Source organism: Cytobacillus sp. FSL R5-0569 (genome assembly GCF_038007265.1).
Lineage (GTDB): Bacteria > Bacillota > Bacilli > Bacillales > Cytobacillaceae > Cytobacillus > Cytobacillus kochii.
This window is the reverse complement of record NZ_JBBOWW010000001.1, coordinates 604067-619478: the sequence shown is the minus strand read 5'-3', so window position 1 is coordinate 619478 and position 15412 is coordinate 604067. Positions and strand designations below refer to the sequence as shown.

Annotated in this window: 15 protein-coding genes and 1 pseudogene; 7 read left to right on the top strand and 9 right to left on the bottom strand. The window is 36.1% G+C overall.

Annotation, left to right across the window (positions count from 1 at the left end; translation table 11 throughout):
* Positions 1 to 492 precede the first annotated feature (492 nt).
* Entirely contained in the window at positions 493 to 1107 is a 615-nt protein-coding gene (gene plsY / locus MKX78_RS03235) for a glycerol-3-phosphate 1-O-acyltransferase PlsY (RefSeq protein WP_095370658.1), read from the top strand.
* 11 nt (positions 1108 to 1118) lie between these two features.
* A complete protein-coding gene (locus tag MKX78_RS03230) occupies positions 1119 to 1928 on the top strand; it encodes a GNAT family N-acetyltransferase (RefSeq protein ID WP_341049742.1) in 810 nt (269 codons plus the stop codon).
* Here MKX78_RS03230 and MKX78_RS03225 read toward each other — a convergent pair.
* Genes MKX78_RS03225 through MKX78_RS03215 form a run of 3 tightly spaced genes read right to left on the bottom strand, consistent with a single transcriptional unit; the run spans position 1908 to position 4541 of the window.
* On the bottom strand, positions 1908 to 3020 hold the full coding sequence (locus MKX78_RS03225) for an alpha-hydroxy-acid oxidizing protein (RefSeq protein ID WP_341049740.1): 1113 nt from the start codon (positions 3018 to 3020) through the stop codon (positions 1908 to 1910). The two genes, MKX78_RS03230 and MKX78_RS03225, sit on opposite strands and share 21 nt — an antisense overlap.
* Positions 3021 to 3043: 23 nt before the next feature.
* Positions 3044 to 3856, bottom strand: a complete 813-nt coding sequence (locus MKX78_RS03220) for a class I SAM-dependent DNA methyltransferase (protein ID WP_341049738.1) — start codon at positions 3854 to 3856, stop codon at positions 3044 to 3046.
* Positions 3795 to 4541, bottom strand: coding sequence for a metallophosphoesterase family protein (locus tag MKX78_RS03215; RefSeq protein WP_307315235.1), 747 nt, complete (start codon positions 4539 to 4541; stop codon positions 3795 to 3797). The genes MKX78_RS03220 and MKX78_RS03215 overlap by 62 nt, the downstream gene beginning before the upstream one ends.
* Positions 4542 to 4992: 451 nt before the next feature.
* Between MKX78_RS03215 and MKX78_RS03210 the strand changes: the two genes are divergently transcribed.
* The 3 genes from MKX78_RS03210 to MKX78_RS03200 all read left to right on the top strand — a co-directional run bounded on the left by MKX78_RS03210 (position 4993) and on the right by MKX78_RS03200 (position 7722).
* Positions 4993 to 5919 carry a manganese-dependent inorganic pyrophosphatase gene (locus MKX78_RS03210; RefSeq protein WP_095370662.1) on the top strand — a complete coding sequence of 309 codons (927 nt, stop codon included), beginning with the start codon at positions 4993 to 4995 and terminating at the stop codon, positions 5917 to 5919.
* Positions 5920 to 6028: 109 nt separating this feature from the next.
* Positions 6029 to 6520 carry a DUF3888 domain-containing protein gene (locus MKX78_RS03205; RefSeq protein WP_157733804.1) on the top strand — a complete coding sequence of 164 codons (492 nt, stop codon included), beginning with the start codon at positions 6029 to 6031 and terminating at the stop codon, positions 6518 to 6520.
* 68 nt (positions 6521 to 6588) lie between these two features.
* Positions 6589 to 7722, top strand: a complete 1134-nt coding sequence (locus tag MKX78_RS03200; RefSeq protein WP_322910191.1) for a zinc-dependent alcohol dehydrogenase — start codon at positions 6589 to 6591, stop codon at positions 7720 to 7722.
* 494 nt (positions 7723 to 8216) lie between these two features.
* On the opposite strand, the gene MKX78_RS03195 is transcribed toward MKX78_RS03200, so the two are convergent.
* A complete protein-coding gene (locus MKX78_RS03195; protein WP_307315238.1) occupies positions 8217 to 9314 on the bottom strand; it encodes an NADH:flavin oxidoreductase in 1098 nt (365 codons plus the stop codon).
* Between the two features lie 132 nt (positions 9315 to 9446).
* On the opposite strand from MKX78_RS03195, the gene MKX78_RS03190 reads away from it, so the two are divergent.
* Positions 9447 to 10298, top strand: coding sequence for a LysR family transcriptional regulator (locus MKX78_RS03190; protein ID WP_095370668.1), 852 nt, complete (start codon positions 9447 to 9449; stop codon positions 10296 to 10298).
* A gap of 74 nt (positions 10299 to 10372) precedes the next feature.
* Here MKX78_RS03190 and MKX78_RS03185 read toward each other — a convergent pair.
* Positions 10373 to 10684, bottom strand: a pseudogene (locus MKX78_RS03185) (DUF3231 family protein); the annotation flags it as partial.
* Between the two features lies 1 nt (position 10685).
* Entirely contained in the window at positions 10686 to 11387 is a 702-nt protein-coding gene (locus tag MKX78_RS03180; protein ID WP_307315240.1) for a DUF3231 family protein, read from the bottom strand.
* 703 nt (positions 11388 to 12090) lie between these two features.
* Here MKX78_RS03180 and MKX78_RS03175 point away from each other — a divergent pair.
* The gene (locus MKX78_RS03175) at positions 12091 to 12540 is read left to right on the top strand and encodes a hypothetical protein (protein WP_307315241.1); all 450 of its coding nucleotides are present in this window, start codon (positions 12091 to 12093) and stop codon (positions 12538 to 12540) included.
* A 397-nt stretch (positions 12541 to 12937) separates the two neighbouring features.
* Here MKX78_RS03175 and MKX78_RS03170 read toward each other — a convergent pair whose 3' ends face one another.
* From MKX78_RS03170 to MKX78_RS03160, 3 genes are all read right to left on the bottom strand, one after another.
* Entirely contained in the window at positions 12938 to 14122 is a 1185-nt protein-coding gene (locus MKX78_RS03170; protein WP_307315244.1) for a cytochrome P450 family protein, read from the bottom strand.
* A gap of 205 nt (positions 14123 to 14327) precedes the next feature.
* Positions 14328 to 15020 (bottom strand): LrgB family protein, encoded by a 693-nt coding sequence (locus tag MKX78_RS03165; RefSeq protein WP_224938987.1) that lies wholly within the window; start codon positions 15018 to 15020, stop codon positions 14328 to 14330.
* Entirely contained in the window at positions 14990 to 15394 is a 405-nt protein-coding gene (locus MKX78_RS03160; protein ID WP_251163266.1) for a CidA/LrgA family protein, read from the bottom strand. Before MKX78_RS03160 ends, MKX78_RS03165 begins: the two co-directional genes overlap by 31 nt.
* Positions 15395 to 15412 lie beyond the last annotated feature (18 nt).

The window sequence follows — 15412 nt, the reverse complement described above, 5'->3', positions numbered from 1 at the left end:
TCGGCATTTATAACCCTTAGGAAATAATTTTTTCCCGTAGATTGAAGCAATGTCTTTATCGAGGGTTTAACTTTTGTTCAAGCTACATTTTTTTAAAATAGACGAATAGTATTAGTAATCGAAGAGCAGATATCATCCAAGGAGAGAAAAAACGTTTTACGGAACTACTAAGAAACAAAAAAACATAACGTCCCTTTCAAGAAGAAGCCGATTACTTAATTGTTATTCCTCACCATGAGGATATTGCAGAACTTATTCAATCCCTGATTTATAACAGTCTAGTTGAATGATGTAACTCTTAAGACGATTAGAATTTTTATAATTTTCTGTCATCCACTCTATCACACTGTTATTTTACACTAAATAGTTTCTTTCATTTTGAAAAAGATAGACATTATTTTAATATTTATTTATTATTTTATAGGATATTTTCGCATAGACTAATATGGTAAAATTAGTAATGTTAGAATTTTCTTGATAAGGAGTTTAGCTATGGACTTATTTATTTTATTACTATCTTATCTCATTGGCTCGATACCTACTGCCTTGCTTGTAGGTAAACTTTTCTTTGGCATTGATATTCGTGAATATGGTAGCAACAATCCCGGCGCAACGAATACACTTCGGGTTTTAGGAAAAAGAGCAGGGGTTACTGTTTTAATTATTGATATAGGTAAAGGTGCACTTGCTGCTTCACTCCCCCTGTTACTTCAAACAGGTGGTGATCCACTGATTATTGGTTTGTTTGCAGTTGTTGGGCATTGCTTCCCTATTTTCGCTGGCTTTCGTGGAGGAAAAGCCATTGCTACTACTGCTGGTGTGCTATTGGTCGCGAATATCTGGTTATTTCTAATTGCCTATATCACCTTTGTTGCCGTGGTTTCTATCACAAAATACCTTTACTATGGCTCCATTTCTGTAGGGGTTGCTCTTTTCTTATATGCCACCCTTTCACCACTACAAAAAAATGAATGGATTTTCTTCCTATTTTTATTGTTGCTCATTTATTTACACCGTTCAAATATTCGCAACCATTTACTGCAGAGGGAGCCTAAAATTAATGATAAGAAAATTAAAGATGACCGTCTGCCACCTAAACAAGCTTAAGGAGGTCTGTTATGACTAAACAGTTAGCCAAGTTCATCGCTGATTTAAATCAATTAGAAAAGCATCATATCGGCTATTGTGGAGAAAAGGAAGAGGACATTCTGCATGATATACAAGAAATAAAGCCTTATTTTATCACTTATGAATATGAGGGTGAAATTGAAGCTGCAATAGGATTAGATATTGATGAAGCTGACCGGAGTGCCGAAGTATGGGGTCCCTTTGCCAAGAATCATGAGGTAAAAAAAGATTTGTGGAACCAAGTTGTAAACTCCTATGAAAATAAGCTACAGCAATTATCGTTTTTTGTGAACGAAAAGAATAATAGTACCTTACATTTTTTACAATCAATCAATGCCACTCACCAAGGAAATCACGCCATACTCGCAGCAAAGCGAGGGATTTTCCAAAACATCTGTCACAGCTATCATGAGCAATATCGCAACGATTTTCTGCTACTACACGAAGCAACTTTTCCACAAACTTATTTGTCAGGCGAAGAGATACTAAAACTGTTGGATCAGCATCATAAACTGCTTCTATTGACAGAAAATGGCCAATTACAGGGCTATGTATATCTCGAAGCTGCACCACACTTTGGTGAAGGGCAGATTGAATTCCTTACTGTATGTCCTAAAGCAAGAAAAAAAGGAAGAGGGCGACAGCTCATTGAGGCTGCACTCGAAACACTCTTCCAGTTTGAAAACATAGATAAAATCACATTATGTGTATCGCTTGATAATCATCAGGCGATCAAGTTATATCAATCAGCTGGATTTGAGCTGAGTGCACGGTTAAAATTATTCTCTTATCAATTTTAACTGATTTAAGTCTTTCACTCTTGCAATGCCAGCTAGGGACATGGTAATTCTCGTTTCTTCTATTAAGTTTTCTAATACTTTTTCAACCCCTACTTGGCCGTCTATACCTAAACCATATACAAATGGTCGACCAATACATACAGCTGCTGCGCCTAGTGCCAATGCCTTTACTATATCCGTCCCACGGCGAATACCACTATCAAATACTACTGGCACTTTTTGATTAGCTGCTTTAACAACCGCAGGCAATGCATCTAGCGCAGCAACTGTTCCATCTAATTGCCTGCCACCATGATTAGAAACAATTAGCCCTGATGCGCCTGCCTCTATTGCACATTGTACATCTTCTGGATGAAGGATACCTTTAATATAGATAGGTAAGGACGTTCTTTTTGCTAATGCTGCAATATGCGACCAATTCATTTCAGGATAATGAATATTATCTAAAACAGATTGAATCATAGATTCATGGTCAGTCTTCTCACCAAGCGCATGCATAAAGGCTGGATCTGATTCGTAATTTGCTTTACCGTAGCCCTCTTTTAGCGGAGAAAATTGTGTAGCGATATCCGTTTCTCTCCAGCCTGTCATAATTGTATCAACAGTAACGACAATCGCTTCATAACCTGCTCTTTCAGCTCTCTCTACCATACTGAATGAAACCTCTTCATTCCTCGACCAATAAAGCTGGAACCACTTTGGACTATCTACTGTTGCCGCTTTGACCTCCTCAATCGAGTAGCTAGAGACTGTACTCTGGATAAAAGGAACTCCGATTGTTTTCGCCGCTCTAGCAGTTGCCAATTCACCTTCTTCATGTGTCAATTTTTGCATGCCGACTGGGGCAATAAAAATGGGGTATGGATAAGAATGCTCTCCTAATGTCACACTCATATCTATATCTGCTACATTTCTAAGCATTCGAGGTAGTATTGACCATTTTTCGAAGGCTGTTGTATTCTTTCGTAATGTTTCCTCATTACTTGCTGCCGAGCGGACGTATCCATATGCTCCCTTAGACATAAGTTTTTTTGCTTCTTGTTCTAATGCTTGATATGAAACAGGGAAAACGGCTGGAACCTCAATATTCATCTGTCTATCTCCTTTTGTTAAACTCATTTGCGGCTTTTTTCACATGCGAAGAGTAGGAATAGTGGGATCCTTTGGCGTCTTTTCCACTCTTTTTCTGAAGAGAATGATGATTGAATTGGTGTAGCTTCACTAAGATTCATAATATTAAATTGGCAATCTTGCAATATTTTAAAATACTGTTCGATCGTCCGATGAACCTTCACAACTTTTTCATCAATCCACGGCTCTACCCGCTCACCAATTAGAAAGTAGTCATCCACTACCCAATTTTCTCGCTTACCTCCACCGCTAATGAAAGCACTTGTAAGGACCGGATGCTGTACACTAAAGACAAATTCGCCACCCGTTCGCAAACTGTTATAAATATTCTCGCAAATTTGTTTGAAATCTTCAAGATAGTGAAGCGTTAATTGTGAAAAGATACAATCATAAGTTTCTTTTTTAAAGTCATATGTTTCTAAACTAGCATGAGTTAATTTCACATTAGGAATGCCTGCGAGGTTTTTCAGAGCCAATTCTAACATTTTTTGCGAACCATCAATCCCTGTATAGGACCCGAGTAAGGGTGCCAACTCTTTTGCTAAAGTGGCAGCACCACACCCAAGTTCAAGCACATCTTTATTGCTCATGTCACCTAGTAAATTCAAAAAAGCTGGTTTTTCTATCATTTCATTAGGGCTTTCTTTACGCATTCTTCTTTTCAAATAATTTTGTAAAAATTCATCATTTTCATAAAAGGATGATCCCCGATATTCCACTGTATCGCTCCCTTCATTATTTTGTTGGTGCTCCTCGATATCTCGCTTCACGTAGCTCGAGAGCATAGGCTGCAACATTGGGCATCCCCATTATTTCAGCTTGATGTATTTCTCTTTCAATATCATAAGGAATTCTCACTATTTCAATTGAGAAGGGACCTTCTTGTTTAGATTGATAATTCCCATGAATAATCGCAAAAGTTGCCTGTGGAATATCTAATGAATTACCGACACTGCCACAATTAAATAATGTTCTTTGCGGTTGAATTGGTTCAATGAGCGCAGCATGAATGTCTCCGAATCCAATTACATCAGGCTTCCTCTCTTGTTCAAGCGGCTTTATCCATTCACTTATTTCAAACATCTCATTTTTCTCTTTGGTCGTGGCCTTCATTGGGATGACTCTATGATAAACACTTTTTGCTGAAGCATGATAAAGTCGTATATATTTTCCACTCATATAAAAATCATAATGGAAGGGTAAGCTCTGTAAATAGTCCATAGCTTCTCCCTCAAGCTGCTTCTGATGCCACTCGATTTCTTCACTATCAATTGGCTTTATAATAAAATCATCCCAATTCCCTTGCAGTACCACATCACATGTTTCTCTTACTTTATGTACTACCTCTAAACCACTCGGACCCTTACCAATTAAATCACCTAAGCAAAAAATCTTATCTATTTTTCTTTCTTTTATGTGATGTAGGACCGCTTCTAAAGCTGTCAAATTACCATGAATATCTGAAATAATTGCAATGGCCATGGTCATTTCCTCCTTCGTGCTTGTTGATTATAGTATTTTGCCATAAATAATAGCAGTTTTATTGTTGAATTGGTTACTCTACTTTGTTCAAGAGGGACGGTTCTTCTTTCAGTAACTATCTCAATTGTACTTCTTTCCCTGAAGTCAGTGATTACTTCTTTTGCGACTTGAGATTCCTTTAAGAGATCCGCATCCTTTCATTTGCCACTTCCTCACTTACCACCGAGGAGGGCAATACCTCTCTATTGCCAACAAAGGACAATTCATTACGAAAAGTCTACTCCTCTTTCACTGAGCAGTAAAGGGTTTAGCAAATACTAAAAACTCCCCCTCTCTTCCTTCCATTTCTTTTCTCCGAATTAAACATGAATGTATTGTGTTCTTGCCATGATTACTGCTAAAATTTATGTTAAAATAGCAATGAATAATCTTTTAATCAAGGAGACGAACGATGTCAAAAGTATATATTTTCGGTCATAAAAACCCAGATACTGATACGATTTGCTCTGCAATTGCCTATGCAGACCTCAAAAAAGAATTAGGTATGGATGCAGAACCAGTTCGCCTTGGCGAAATTAACGGAGAAACACAATACGCATTAGACTATTTCAAGCAAGCGGCACCGCGCTATGTAGAAAAAGTAGCTAGCGATGTAAAGGAAGTCATTCTCGTTGACCATAACGAATTTCAACAAAGTGCAGATGATATTCGTGATGTCCAAATTCTTGAAGTCATTGACCATCATCGTATTGCCAACTTTGAAACAAGCGATCCTCTATACTACCGTGCAGAACCAGTCGGGTGTACAGCAACCATTTTAAACAAAATCTATAAAGAGAATGGTATAGAGATTAAAAAAGAAATTGCTGGTTTGATGCTTTCAGCTATCATTTCTGACTCTTTACTTTTCAAATCACCGACATGCACAGAACAAGATGTAAAAGCCGCTCAAGAGTTGGCTGAAATTGCTGGTGTCAACCCACAAGTATATGGTTTGGAAATGCTTAAAGCCGGTGCAGACTTAAGTGAAAAAACTGTGGATCAATTGATCACACTTGATGCGAAAGAATTTCAATTAGGTGAACACAAAGCTTATATCGCTCAAGTAAACGCTGTCGATTTAGACGATGTCCTTAAACGTAAAACGGAAATAGAAGCCGCAATGATGACAGCGATTGTTGATAAAGAATTAGATTTATTCCTATTTGTATTAACAGATATACTTAACAATGATTCAATGGCTATTGCTCTTGGATCTCAAGTAAAAGCTGTGGAACAAGCATTTGAAGTCATTCTAGTAGATAATCAAGCTCTACTAAAAGGTGTTGTTTCTCGTAAGAAACAAATCGTACCACCATTAACAAATGTATTAGCTTAATTTTTTTAAAAAAGTGTCCTCATTGCAAAATGAGGATACTTTTTTTATGGAAAAATATATGTATAAAAAAGGATATATATACAAATTTTAATAAAAAGGAGGTAATATGATGAAAAAAATCCTAACGTTTATGTCCATTGTTTTACTTGCAATTAGTGTCATGACTCCTATAGCGAATGCCGAGGGCCACCATAAACACCGTAGTCATAAAATGCACGGGATGCATGAGGCATTTAACCAATTTCTATTCGACCAATTTGATGAAGAAATAAATAAAGCCGTCAGCAACTATTACAAAAACGATTCCATGAAGGTGCAGTATCATACAAAAGGTCAGCACCCTCATGCACTGGTAAAAATCGTACAATCTAAAGAGGAAAATAAACTGAGTCACCCCTATATATTAACTTTCATCGTCAATACTTACGAAGGTGATCAAACGGAACCCACTGGTATTGATAAAATCAGCTTTGGTGTCACACCACTTGATAACAACAAAGTATTTAGCCAGCAAGCTGTGGCAGGTTCTAAAGTTGAATTAATCGAGTTTAAACATCATGACCCTAAAGAAAAAATAGAAACGAACAAAAACGCCGAATAAGGCGTTTTTTTGCATAATAGCCTCCACATTTGAAAGAATAAACATTAAAACATATAGAGGTGATAACCATGAAAGCTGTCACATACCAGGGACCTAAAAAAGTAGCAGTAACAAAGGTAGCCGATCCAAAGATAGAGAAGAAAGACGATCTTATTGTAAAAATAACTTCAACGGCTATTTGTGGATCAGACCTTCACTTATATCAAGGAAATATGCCACTACCGGAAGGCTATATCATTGGTCACGAACCAATGGGAATCGTAGAAGAAGTAGGTCCAGATGTGACAAGGGTTAAAAAAGGAGATCGGGTTGTTATCCCCTTTAACGTATCATGTGGACATTGTTTCTACTGCGAACACCAAATGGAAAGCCAATGCGATCATTCTAACCCTCATTATGATTCAGGTGGATACTTTGGCTATGCAGAGAAATTCGGTAACTATCCTGGAGGACAAGCAGAATATTTGAGAGTACCATTTGGAAATTTCACCCCTTTTATTGTGCCTAAAGATTGTGAATTAGAAGATGAATCTCTGCTTTTTTTATCTGACGTATTACCTACTGCCTATTGGAGTGTACTTCACTCTGGAGTAAAAAAAGGAGATACAGTAATCGTTCTTGGTTGCGGACCAGTTGGGCTAATGACTCAAAAATTTGCCTGGATGATGGGAGCCAAAAGAGTAATTGCAATCGATTATTTGGACTATCGAATGAATCATGCAAAAAAAATGAACAAAGTAGAAACATTTGAATTTACAAAGTATCCTGATATGGGGGAGCATTTGAAAGAAATCACCAATGGTGGTGCAGATGTTGTCATCGATTGCGTTGGAATGGACGGAAAAAAATCTCCAGTAGAATTTCTTGAACAGAAACTTAAATTACAAGGCGGCACTTTAGGACCCATCCAAATTGCCACAAAAGCCGTAAGGAAATTCGGAACAGTTCAATTGACTGGCGTATATGGAGGCAATTATAACGCATTCCCACTTGGTCCATTTTGGGTCAGAAATATACAGCTAAAAATGGGGCAAGCTCCTGTCATTCATCTGATGCCAGAACTTTATCAAATGATACAAGAAGAAAAGCTTAATCCTAAAGAGATTATCACACATAAAATTTCTTTAACAGATGCCAGTCATGGATACCAGATTTTTAATAACCACGAAGATCAATGTATAAAGGTAGTATTAAAACCGTAAATAATGAAATTGGACGCTCATAATGGAAAGATGGCTTTCATTTATTTGAGAGTTACCTGTTTGACCAAACTTCTTGCAAGCTTCTTCACTATGTAATGTGAGGCAATTAGATAGTGCAAATTTTTAACCTATACATTCGATAAGTTAATGATACAAATTTTACAACCCCCAGAGAAAGTATTGTTATAACAAACAAAATAGAAATGAATTCCTCTCAAATGCACTGTTAATGGACGTTCTGTCTATATTGCGAGTGGATACAAGCTCACTAAAAGTCCCTAAAGATTTTAATAAAGGACAGATAAAGACATAAAGATACTGGTTTTAAATTTATATATAAATACATCAAAATGACAGCCTTTTAGACTTTTCTATCAATATAACAAAGAAAACCCGCCTAAATTTGCAAGTTTTCTTTGTTATACTTTTGTCTCTTCTTAAATTAAAGCCTTATTAGTTATATAGCCCAAACGTGATCATTGATCAAGTTAGTATTATTCTATTTCAAAATCCTTTATATTGGCTATTGGATGAAGTGTTGCTTCGGCATTAAATGTAGAAAGTACTTCACCTTGCTGAACTTTTTTAACCCAATCATGATCAGCTAAGGCTCCTTTACCGAGAGCTACTAGATCGGCACCTCCATCGGTTAACATTTCAATTGCTCGATCTACATTTTCGAGTTGTCCATTGGCGATTATCGGTAATTCGCTGTATTTTTTTGCAAGAGATACAAGAGAAGTCTCACTACCTTCGAAGGCAGGTTGCCAAGCTTCAAATTCTGTTACGTGAATATAATTTAATCCTGACTTACCTAATGCACTAAAAATGATCTCTGCATCTACTTCTTTGCCTGACCACTTATAAAAGTAGTCATTGACTTGTGATTGTGAAATTCTCATCCCAACAATAAACTGCTCATCCGCAACGGCTTCCGTTACAGCGTTGGCAACTTCAACAAGAAACCGTACTCTATTTTCGGTGCTCCCCCCATATTCATCTGTCCGAACGTTCGTGTACTCTGTTAAAAAAGCATCTAATAAATATCCGTTTGCACCATGCAATTCTACACCATCAAAACCAGCAGATTTTGCTTTTTTTGCCGCCTCTACAAAACTGTATTTAACATCTACCATTTCCTCTTTTGTAATGGTTCTTGGCCGTTTAAATGGACCTTCTCCAAGATAGAATTTTAATTGCTCTCCTTTCGGTTGAACAGCAGATGGCGCTATGGTTTCTTCAGTAAATCGATTTCCTTGGGAAAGTGGTCCGGTATGTTGTAATTGCATAAAGATCTTTCCACCTTCTGAATGAACAGCATCAACAATTTTCTTCCATTCTTTCGCTTGTCCATCCAATGCAATACCCGGTTGAAACTGATACGTCTGACTGTTCTTTTCATCTATATAGGTGCCTTCCGTAATAATTAGCCCAAAGCCACCCTCTGCAAAAGAACGGTAGTATTTAATCATTCTGTCTGTAATGAAACCTTCTTGGTCTGCACTAATTCGCGTCATAGGTGCAACCGCTACTCTATTTTTAAGTTCTGTATTGTTGATGTTGAATGATTGAAACAAAATATTTTTATCCATCTTAAGATCCCTCCTGTTGATTTGATAATTGACAACTTCTTAGTAAATAGCTTAAATGAAGTATGTAGTTTAGTAAAATGAATATATTAAAATTAAACATTCAATAATATTGAACCAACAAGGGGTATAAATATGGAGCTACGTCAATTAATTACATTTAAAACTATAGTAGAAAAAGGTAGTTTTAATAGAACAGCCCAACACCTAGGCTATTCACAATCCTCTATTACAACACACATTAAAGAGCTTGAAAAAGAGTTAGACAATCCTTTGTTCGACCGATTAGGAAAAAAGGTAGTTTTAACGCATTTTGGAAAACAATTCTATCCATATGCTACCCAAATTATTGAACTTTACAATCAATCTTTAAATATAGATAAAGAACCACAGGGTCAACTAACCATTGGTATATCGGAATCGTTGACCATCTGTCGAATACCACTTATTCTACTTGAATTTAAACAGAGATATCCAAAGGTTAATTTACATGTTAAATCATTAGAGAACTATGATGTTACTAAGAGTCTACAAAGCGGAGATATTGATTTAGCACTCATTTTGGAAAAAGAAGATTGGATAAAAGAAGATTTATTTATTAAGGAATTGATTAGAGAGAAAATGGTATTAATTAGCCCCAATGAAAAAGACTTCTCCAGAACCGCATTGTATTCTGATTTACGATGTAGTTACAAGTCTGTTTTTGATGAGTATATAAAATTAAACCAGTTAGATATTGAAGCTAGTTTAGAGTTTCAGAGCATTGAAGCCATTAAGCATTGTGTTAAACATGGGTTGGGCATATCATTAGTGCCTTTGTTCTCAGTGAAAGAGGAATTGAAAAATGGGGTGTTTAAGGGGGAAAAGGTATCTAATAAGCAATCGTCGATTTCAACTTATATGACGCATCATAAAGATAAATGGATTTCTCCATCGATAAAGTGCATGATGGAAATCGTTCAAGAGCATGCAAGTCATTGGGAATAAAAAAAGAGCTTCTTAGCTCTTTTTTTATTTTGCCTTCCTATTAGTATTAAGAAGAAAAAGCCACCTATTGGTAGCTATTCATTTTTTTGTTCTGCTAATTTACTTCTATCTTCAGACAATGGGGGTTGTTCGATCCAACGATTCTTAATCATTAGATTAATCCATTCATTACCAATATCTAAATCATCTGCAATTGCTTTCATGTATTTTGGTGATAAATCTCGTCTTGGTGAAGTAGCCCAACCGGTCCCGTAATACACCATTGCTGTTGAAAATAAAAATCCTACTTGGAACATGATGAGTTTCTCAGAGAATGGTGAGTTCGTCGAATCTGTAATTTCAGCATCAAAAATAGACGGATTCGGGAGGTTTTCTGCTAGAAAAACTTCAAAAAACGTCCTTACATGCTTCTCTTTTGTCTTTACAGCTTTCTTTAATAATTTTTTTTACATCTTTTGATTTTGCCACTTGATGAGCAAAAACTACAAATGCCTTAGCAAATATGCTTTTCTTTAAATTAAAATAAATATCTGCTATTTCAATGCAGCTTAATGGCCTTTTTTCTCCCAACCATCCCGTTAAGTAACTTTTATCATCTATATATTCTGCTCTATCTGGAGGGGTAATCACAGGGGGACGCAAATACAATCCTTTTTCTAAAAGTAAGTTTTTCGTTTGGTTACACAATTCCACCGAAGTAGTTATACATTCACTAAAATAATTTCGAACATCTACTCTAGTACATGTAGTTATTGCACCACTATAACCATTACAACCATGTATGGACATAATGTTTAAATAATTTAAACAAAAAACATCAGAGAAAACGCGAGGTACATTTGGTATGTAATCATTGTCAGAAAATCCAATGGGAATCGGAAAACTTTCACTTTTAAAGAACTCTTTAATTTTTCGTGTATGTTCGTGGCTAAGGGCCATTGCATATTCAAATACACTTCTTATTTCAGTATCCTCTATATGTTCCAACATATGTTTGTGAATACAAATACTTGCGGTTTCGTTCATATACTGTGTCCATAATGCTGCAATCTCAGCAGAAGTTAATTTTGCATTAGATGTATTGTTCATTTTTGACTCCTCGCAGTTTTTACTCATAAGGTGTCCCATTCACCAAGTAATATTCGATGCCAAAGTTATTAAGGATCAAAAGGAAATTCAATTGCATTGTAAAAACCCTGTTTTAAAAAGGATAAAGGTAATAATTAACTTAAACTCATAATTTATTGGGAGTTTGAAAATGATAGATTTAAGGTGATAATATGAATAATAATCTTAGACTTACTTCTCTAAAGACAAGGACAAATATGGGGAGCATATATGAATCAAACAATAAAGATATAGTTAATGGATAGTCTGATGACTATAGTTGTGGATAAATCCATTAAAGAAATATTTAACTTGTTGTTACTTTTTTTGCAAAGCAGGAGAAACAAGATCATACGAAATTTAGGGTATTACAGTTCAAATTGGACTTAATGAAATCGTATTTTGCAATTATCCACATATAATTAAATTACATTAATTCCGTGTGATGAAACTGTATAAAGAGGCGAAGACATAGTGTCTTACAACTGATGCTAAAAAAGGAAAGGCGGCAAAAACCTTCATCTCTTGTCAAGTGCCACAATCGAAAGAAGTAAGGGAACTTTAACCGCTTCTGGAAAAAACGGTCGCTGGTCAAATGAAGGTATTAGCTCAATTATATAGAGAGATTACTTTCCAGCACTTAAATCCTTTGAAAAAGAAGTAATGCTTGTAAAGGTGGAACAGTATGAAATATTCTCCACTAGAGAAAATATTATGGAGTATTGCTTTACCAGGACTTGGTCAATTTTTAAATGGAAAACTATTTAAGGGCACCGTTTTTCTAATACTAGAAATATTTATAAACATTAAATCACACTTTAATGAAGCCATTATATATAGTTTTAAAGGGGATATTCCTATGGCTATAGAACAAACAAATTATCACTGGCTTATGTTTTATCCTTGTTTATATTTCTATGCGATTTGGGATGCTTATAAAGAATCTGGTGTAGGAAGTAAATATTCTTTCATCCCATTTGTGTTTTCGGATTATTTTGTTACAGCTGGTTTGCTTTTTTCGGTAGACTTCACGATTTTCGGTATACTATTGGGACCTGTTTGGTTACCAATGTTATGTGTAATTCCTGGAATAATTATAGGAAATATATTTATGAAGTTAATACCTTTTAAGTAATCATTAAATGCTAATGACTTAGAAACATTGTAACTCCCAATCCAAACTTCAGTTTCTGTTGATTTTCCTTCTCCATTGTTAGACAGTATAGCGTAACACATAAATATTTCTTCTATTGAAGGTAGCTAGCAGAGTATTACCATATTCTTGTTTCTTCACAAGAAATTACAATGATATTCCTATTCATTTTCAACTTTTCATTGATCTGCACCATTTAGATTATTTAGGTGTTCTTATACTAGTGGTTTGTCCTACATTAAATATAAAATCAAGAACAATGAAAACCTAAAATAGGAATAAAAAAAGGAAAATGACGTGCACCTGTTCACACGTCATTTTTTGCGATTTATTCATAAAGCATCCAAGAACAAAGAGATTTTGTTTATCCTCTTAGTTTTTATTTTAAGTTAATAAACATGGTTTTTAACCCACGAATAATGATACTTTGTCTCCACTCTAGTTCAGACTCGGGGACAGCTAAGCTTACTTTGGGAAAGATCTGCAATAATATACGTAAAGCGATGTCCCCTTCTAATCTTGCCAATGGTGCACCTAAGCAATAATGAATTCCTTTTCCGAAGGCAATATGCGGGCTCTTCTCTCTTGTAATATCTAACTGCTCTGGATTTGAGAAAACTTGCGGATCGTGATCAGCTGAAGCAAGAGAAACTATGACATGATCACCCTGTGCAATTTCCTGGCCCATAAAGGTAAAAGACTCACTCGCCCAACGATCCGTACTGAACTCAACCGGCCCGTTATATCGTAAAAGTTCTTCAATTGCCTGTGGCATCAAGTCAGGGTTTTCTTTTAATAATTGTAGCTGATCGGGATGTGACAATAAGGCGAGTAACCCGTTGGCGATTAAATTTACTGTAGTCTCATGCCCTGCTACGATTAATAACATGATGACACCGATTAGCTCACGCTTCGATAATTTATCCCCATCCTCCTCCGCTCGAATTAAATCAGAAAGTAAGTCCGCCTGCGGAGTAAGTTTCTTTTGTTCAATTAAATTTTCTAAGTAAACAATGAATTCGCCCATCGCTTCGTCGTGATCTTCGGGATCCATTACATCTACTAACACATGTGACCATCGTTGAAAATCCATTTGATCTGCCTCAGGCACACCAATCAATTCACAGATGACACGAATAGGAATCGGAAATGCATACACTTCTATAAAATCAACCGTCTCTTTTCCCTTCATTAGTTCCGCTTGTTCTAGAGCAATCTCTTCCACTCTTCCTTTAAGCGCATTTATTTTTTTGGGCGTAAAGCCATATTGGACAAGATTGCGTAACCTTCTATGGTCAGGCGGGTCAACAAATAACATACTACTCGCAATCGGTGGCATATTCTCATCTGTTATTTCGTCTGGATAGACTTTTCTCATATCTTTTATAAAACGTGGATCTTTTAACACCGCTTCACTCGCTTCATAACTAAATGCCATCCAAGTCTCCATACCACTGAATAACTTCACCTTTGTAAATGGCTGATGTGGTCTAATTTCTTTGTAATAATCATAAGGGTTTTGATGAAACTGATGTGAGAAAATCTCATCTGTTTTTTGTGGCAAATCGCTTCCTCCTTTATTGACTCTGTACTGTATCTATTCTTGGCGATCGCTTTAAAACCCTTTAATTTGCGTGTAAACTGATACGATAAATGAACTGATAAATAGCTAACTGACAGGAAAAGCCATCTCGGCCCTCGTCTAAGATATATTTAACACAATCAAAATGAATTCGTTAAACAAAAAAAGCCTCTATTAAAATAGAAGCTTACATTTGCAAAATCCAAACGATGAGTGGTCCGATGATTGAACCGATAATGGCACATATAGACATTGTAATGGAGCTAATTGAAAAAGCGAGCTCATCATATTCAGCCGCTTTTGCCGTACCCATTGCATGTGAAGTGCCGCCAAGTGCAATTCCACGACCAATAGATGTGTATATCCGCAAATATTTAAAAATATAAGGGGAAATAATTACCCCGAAGATTCCCGTAATCGTTACCCCGACAACTGCCATGGAAGCATTACCTTCTAACACTTTAGCTACTTCTATTGCGACAGGTGTTGTAAGTGATTTTGGTAGCATTGAAATGATCAGTGCAGAATCAATACGAAGTGCCTTTCCAAGGAGACCCACACTTAACATCGCTGTTAGAGTTGCAATAAACGCCCCACCTATAATCGTAAAAAGGTATTTTTTCAAAAAATCACGTTGTTTGTATAATGGATAGGCTAGGGCAACGACGGTCGGACCTAATAATGATGTAATGAACTGCCCACCTTCCATGTATTTATCATATGAAATACCTAAGCTTACTAGAATGATAATCATTAGAACTGTACCTGACAAAATTGGTAACAAGATGGGTAGTGGATACCTTTTATATAGCGATGAAACAACGAAGTAGATAACTAAAGTGAGAAGTATCATAGAGATTGAGAAGAAGATGTCTCGCATGCTTGATCCGCCTCTCTTTGTTGTGTCTTTTTCGCAAAATACTGGGTTGTTTTACCAGATACTGCCATTGTAATCATTGTACTCACCAATATCGCAATAATCAGTAATAATCCGTGCACAGATAGTAATTCTGGGTAATCCATAACCCCCACCGTTGCTGGAATAAAAAACAACATCAGAATACTAAGCAGAAACTGCGCACCGCTCTCTATCATTTTGACGGGCACAATGTTAAAACATAAACAAACAAATAATAGCAACATACCAATAATATTTCCTGGTATGGTTAATGAGAAAAAATGCTGAATAGAGATTCCTATAAAGGAAAAAATATATAAAATACAAACTTGTAAAATAACCAATAAAACTTTCATCATTCACGCTGCTCTATT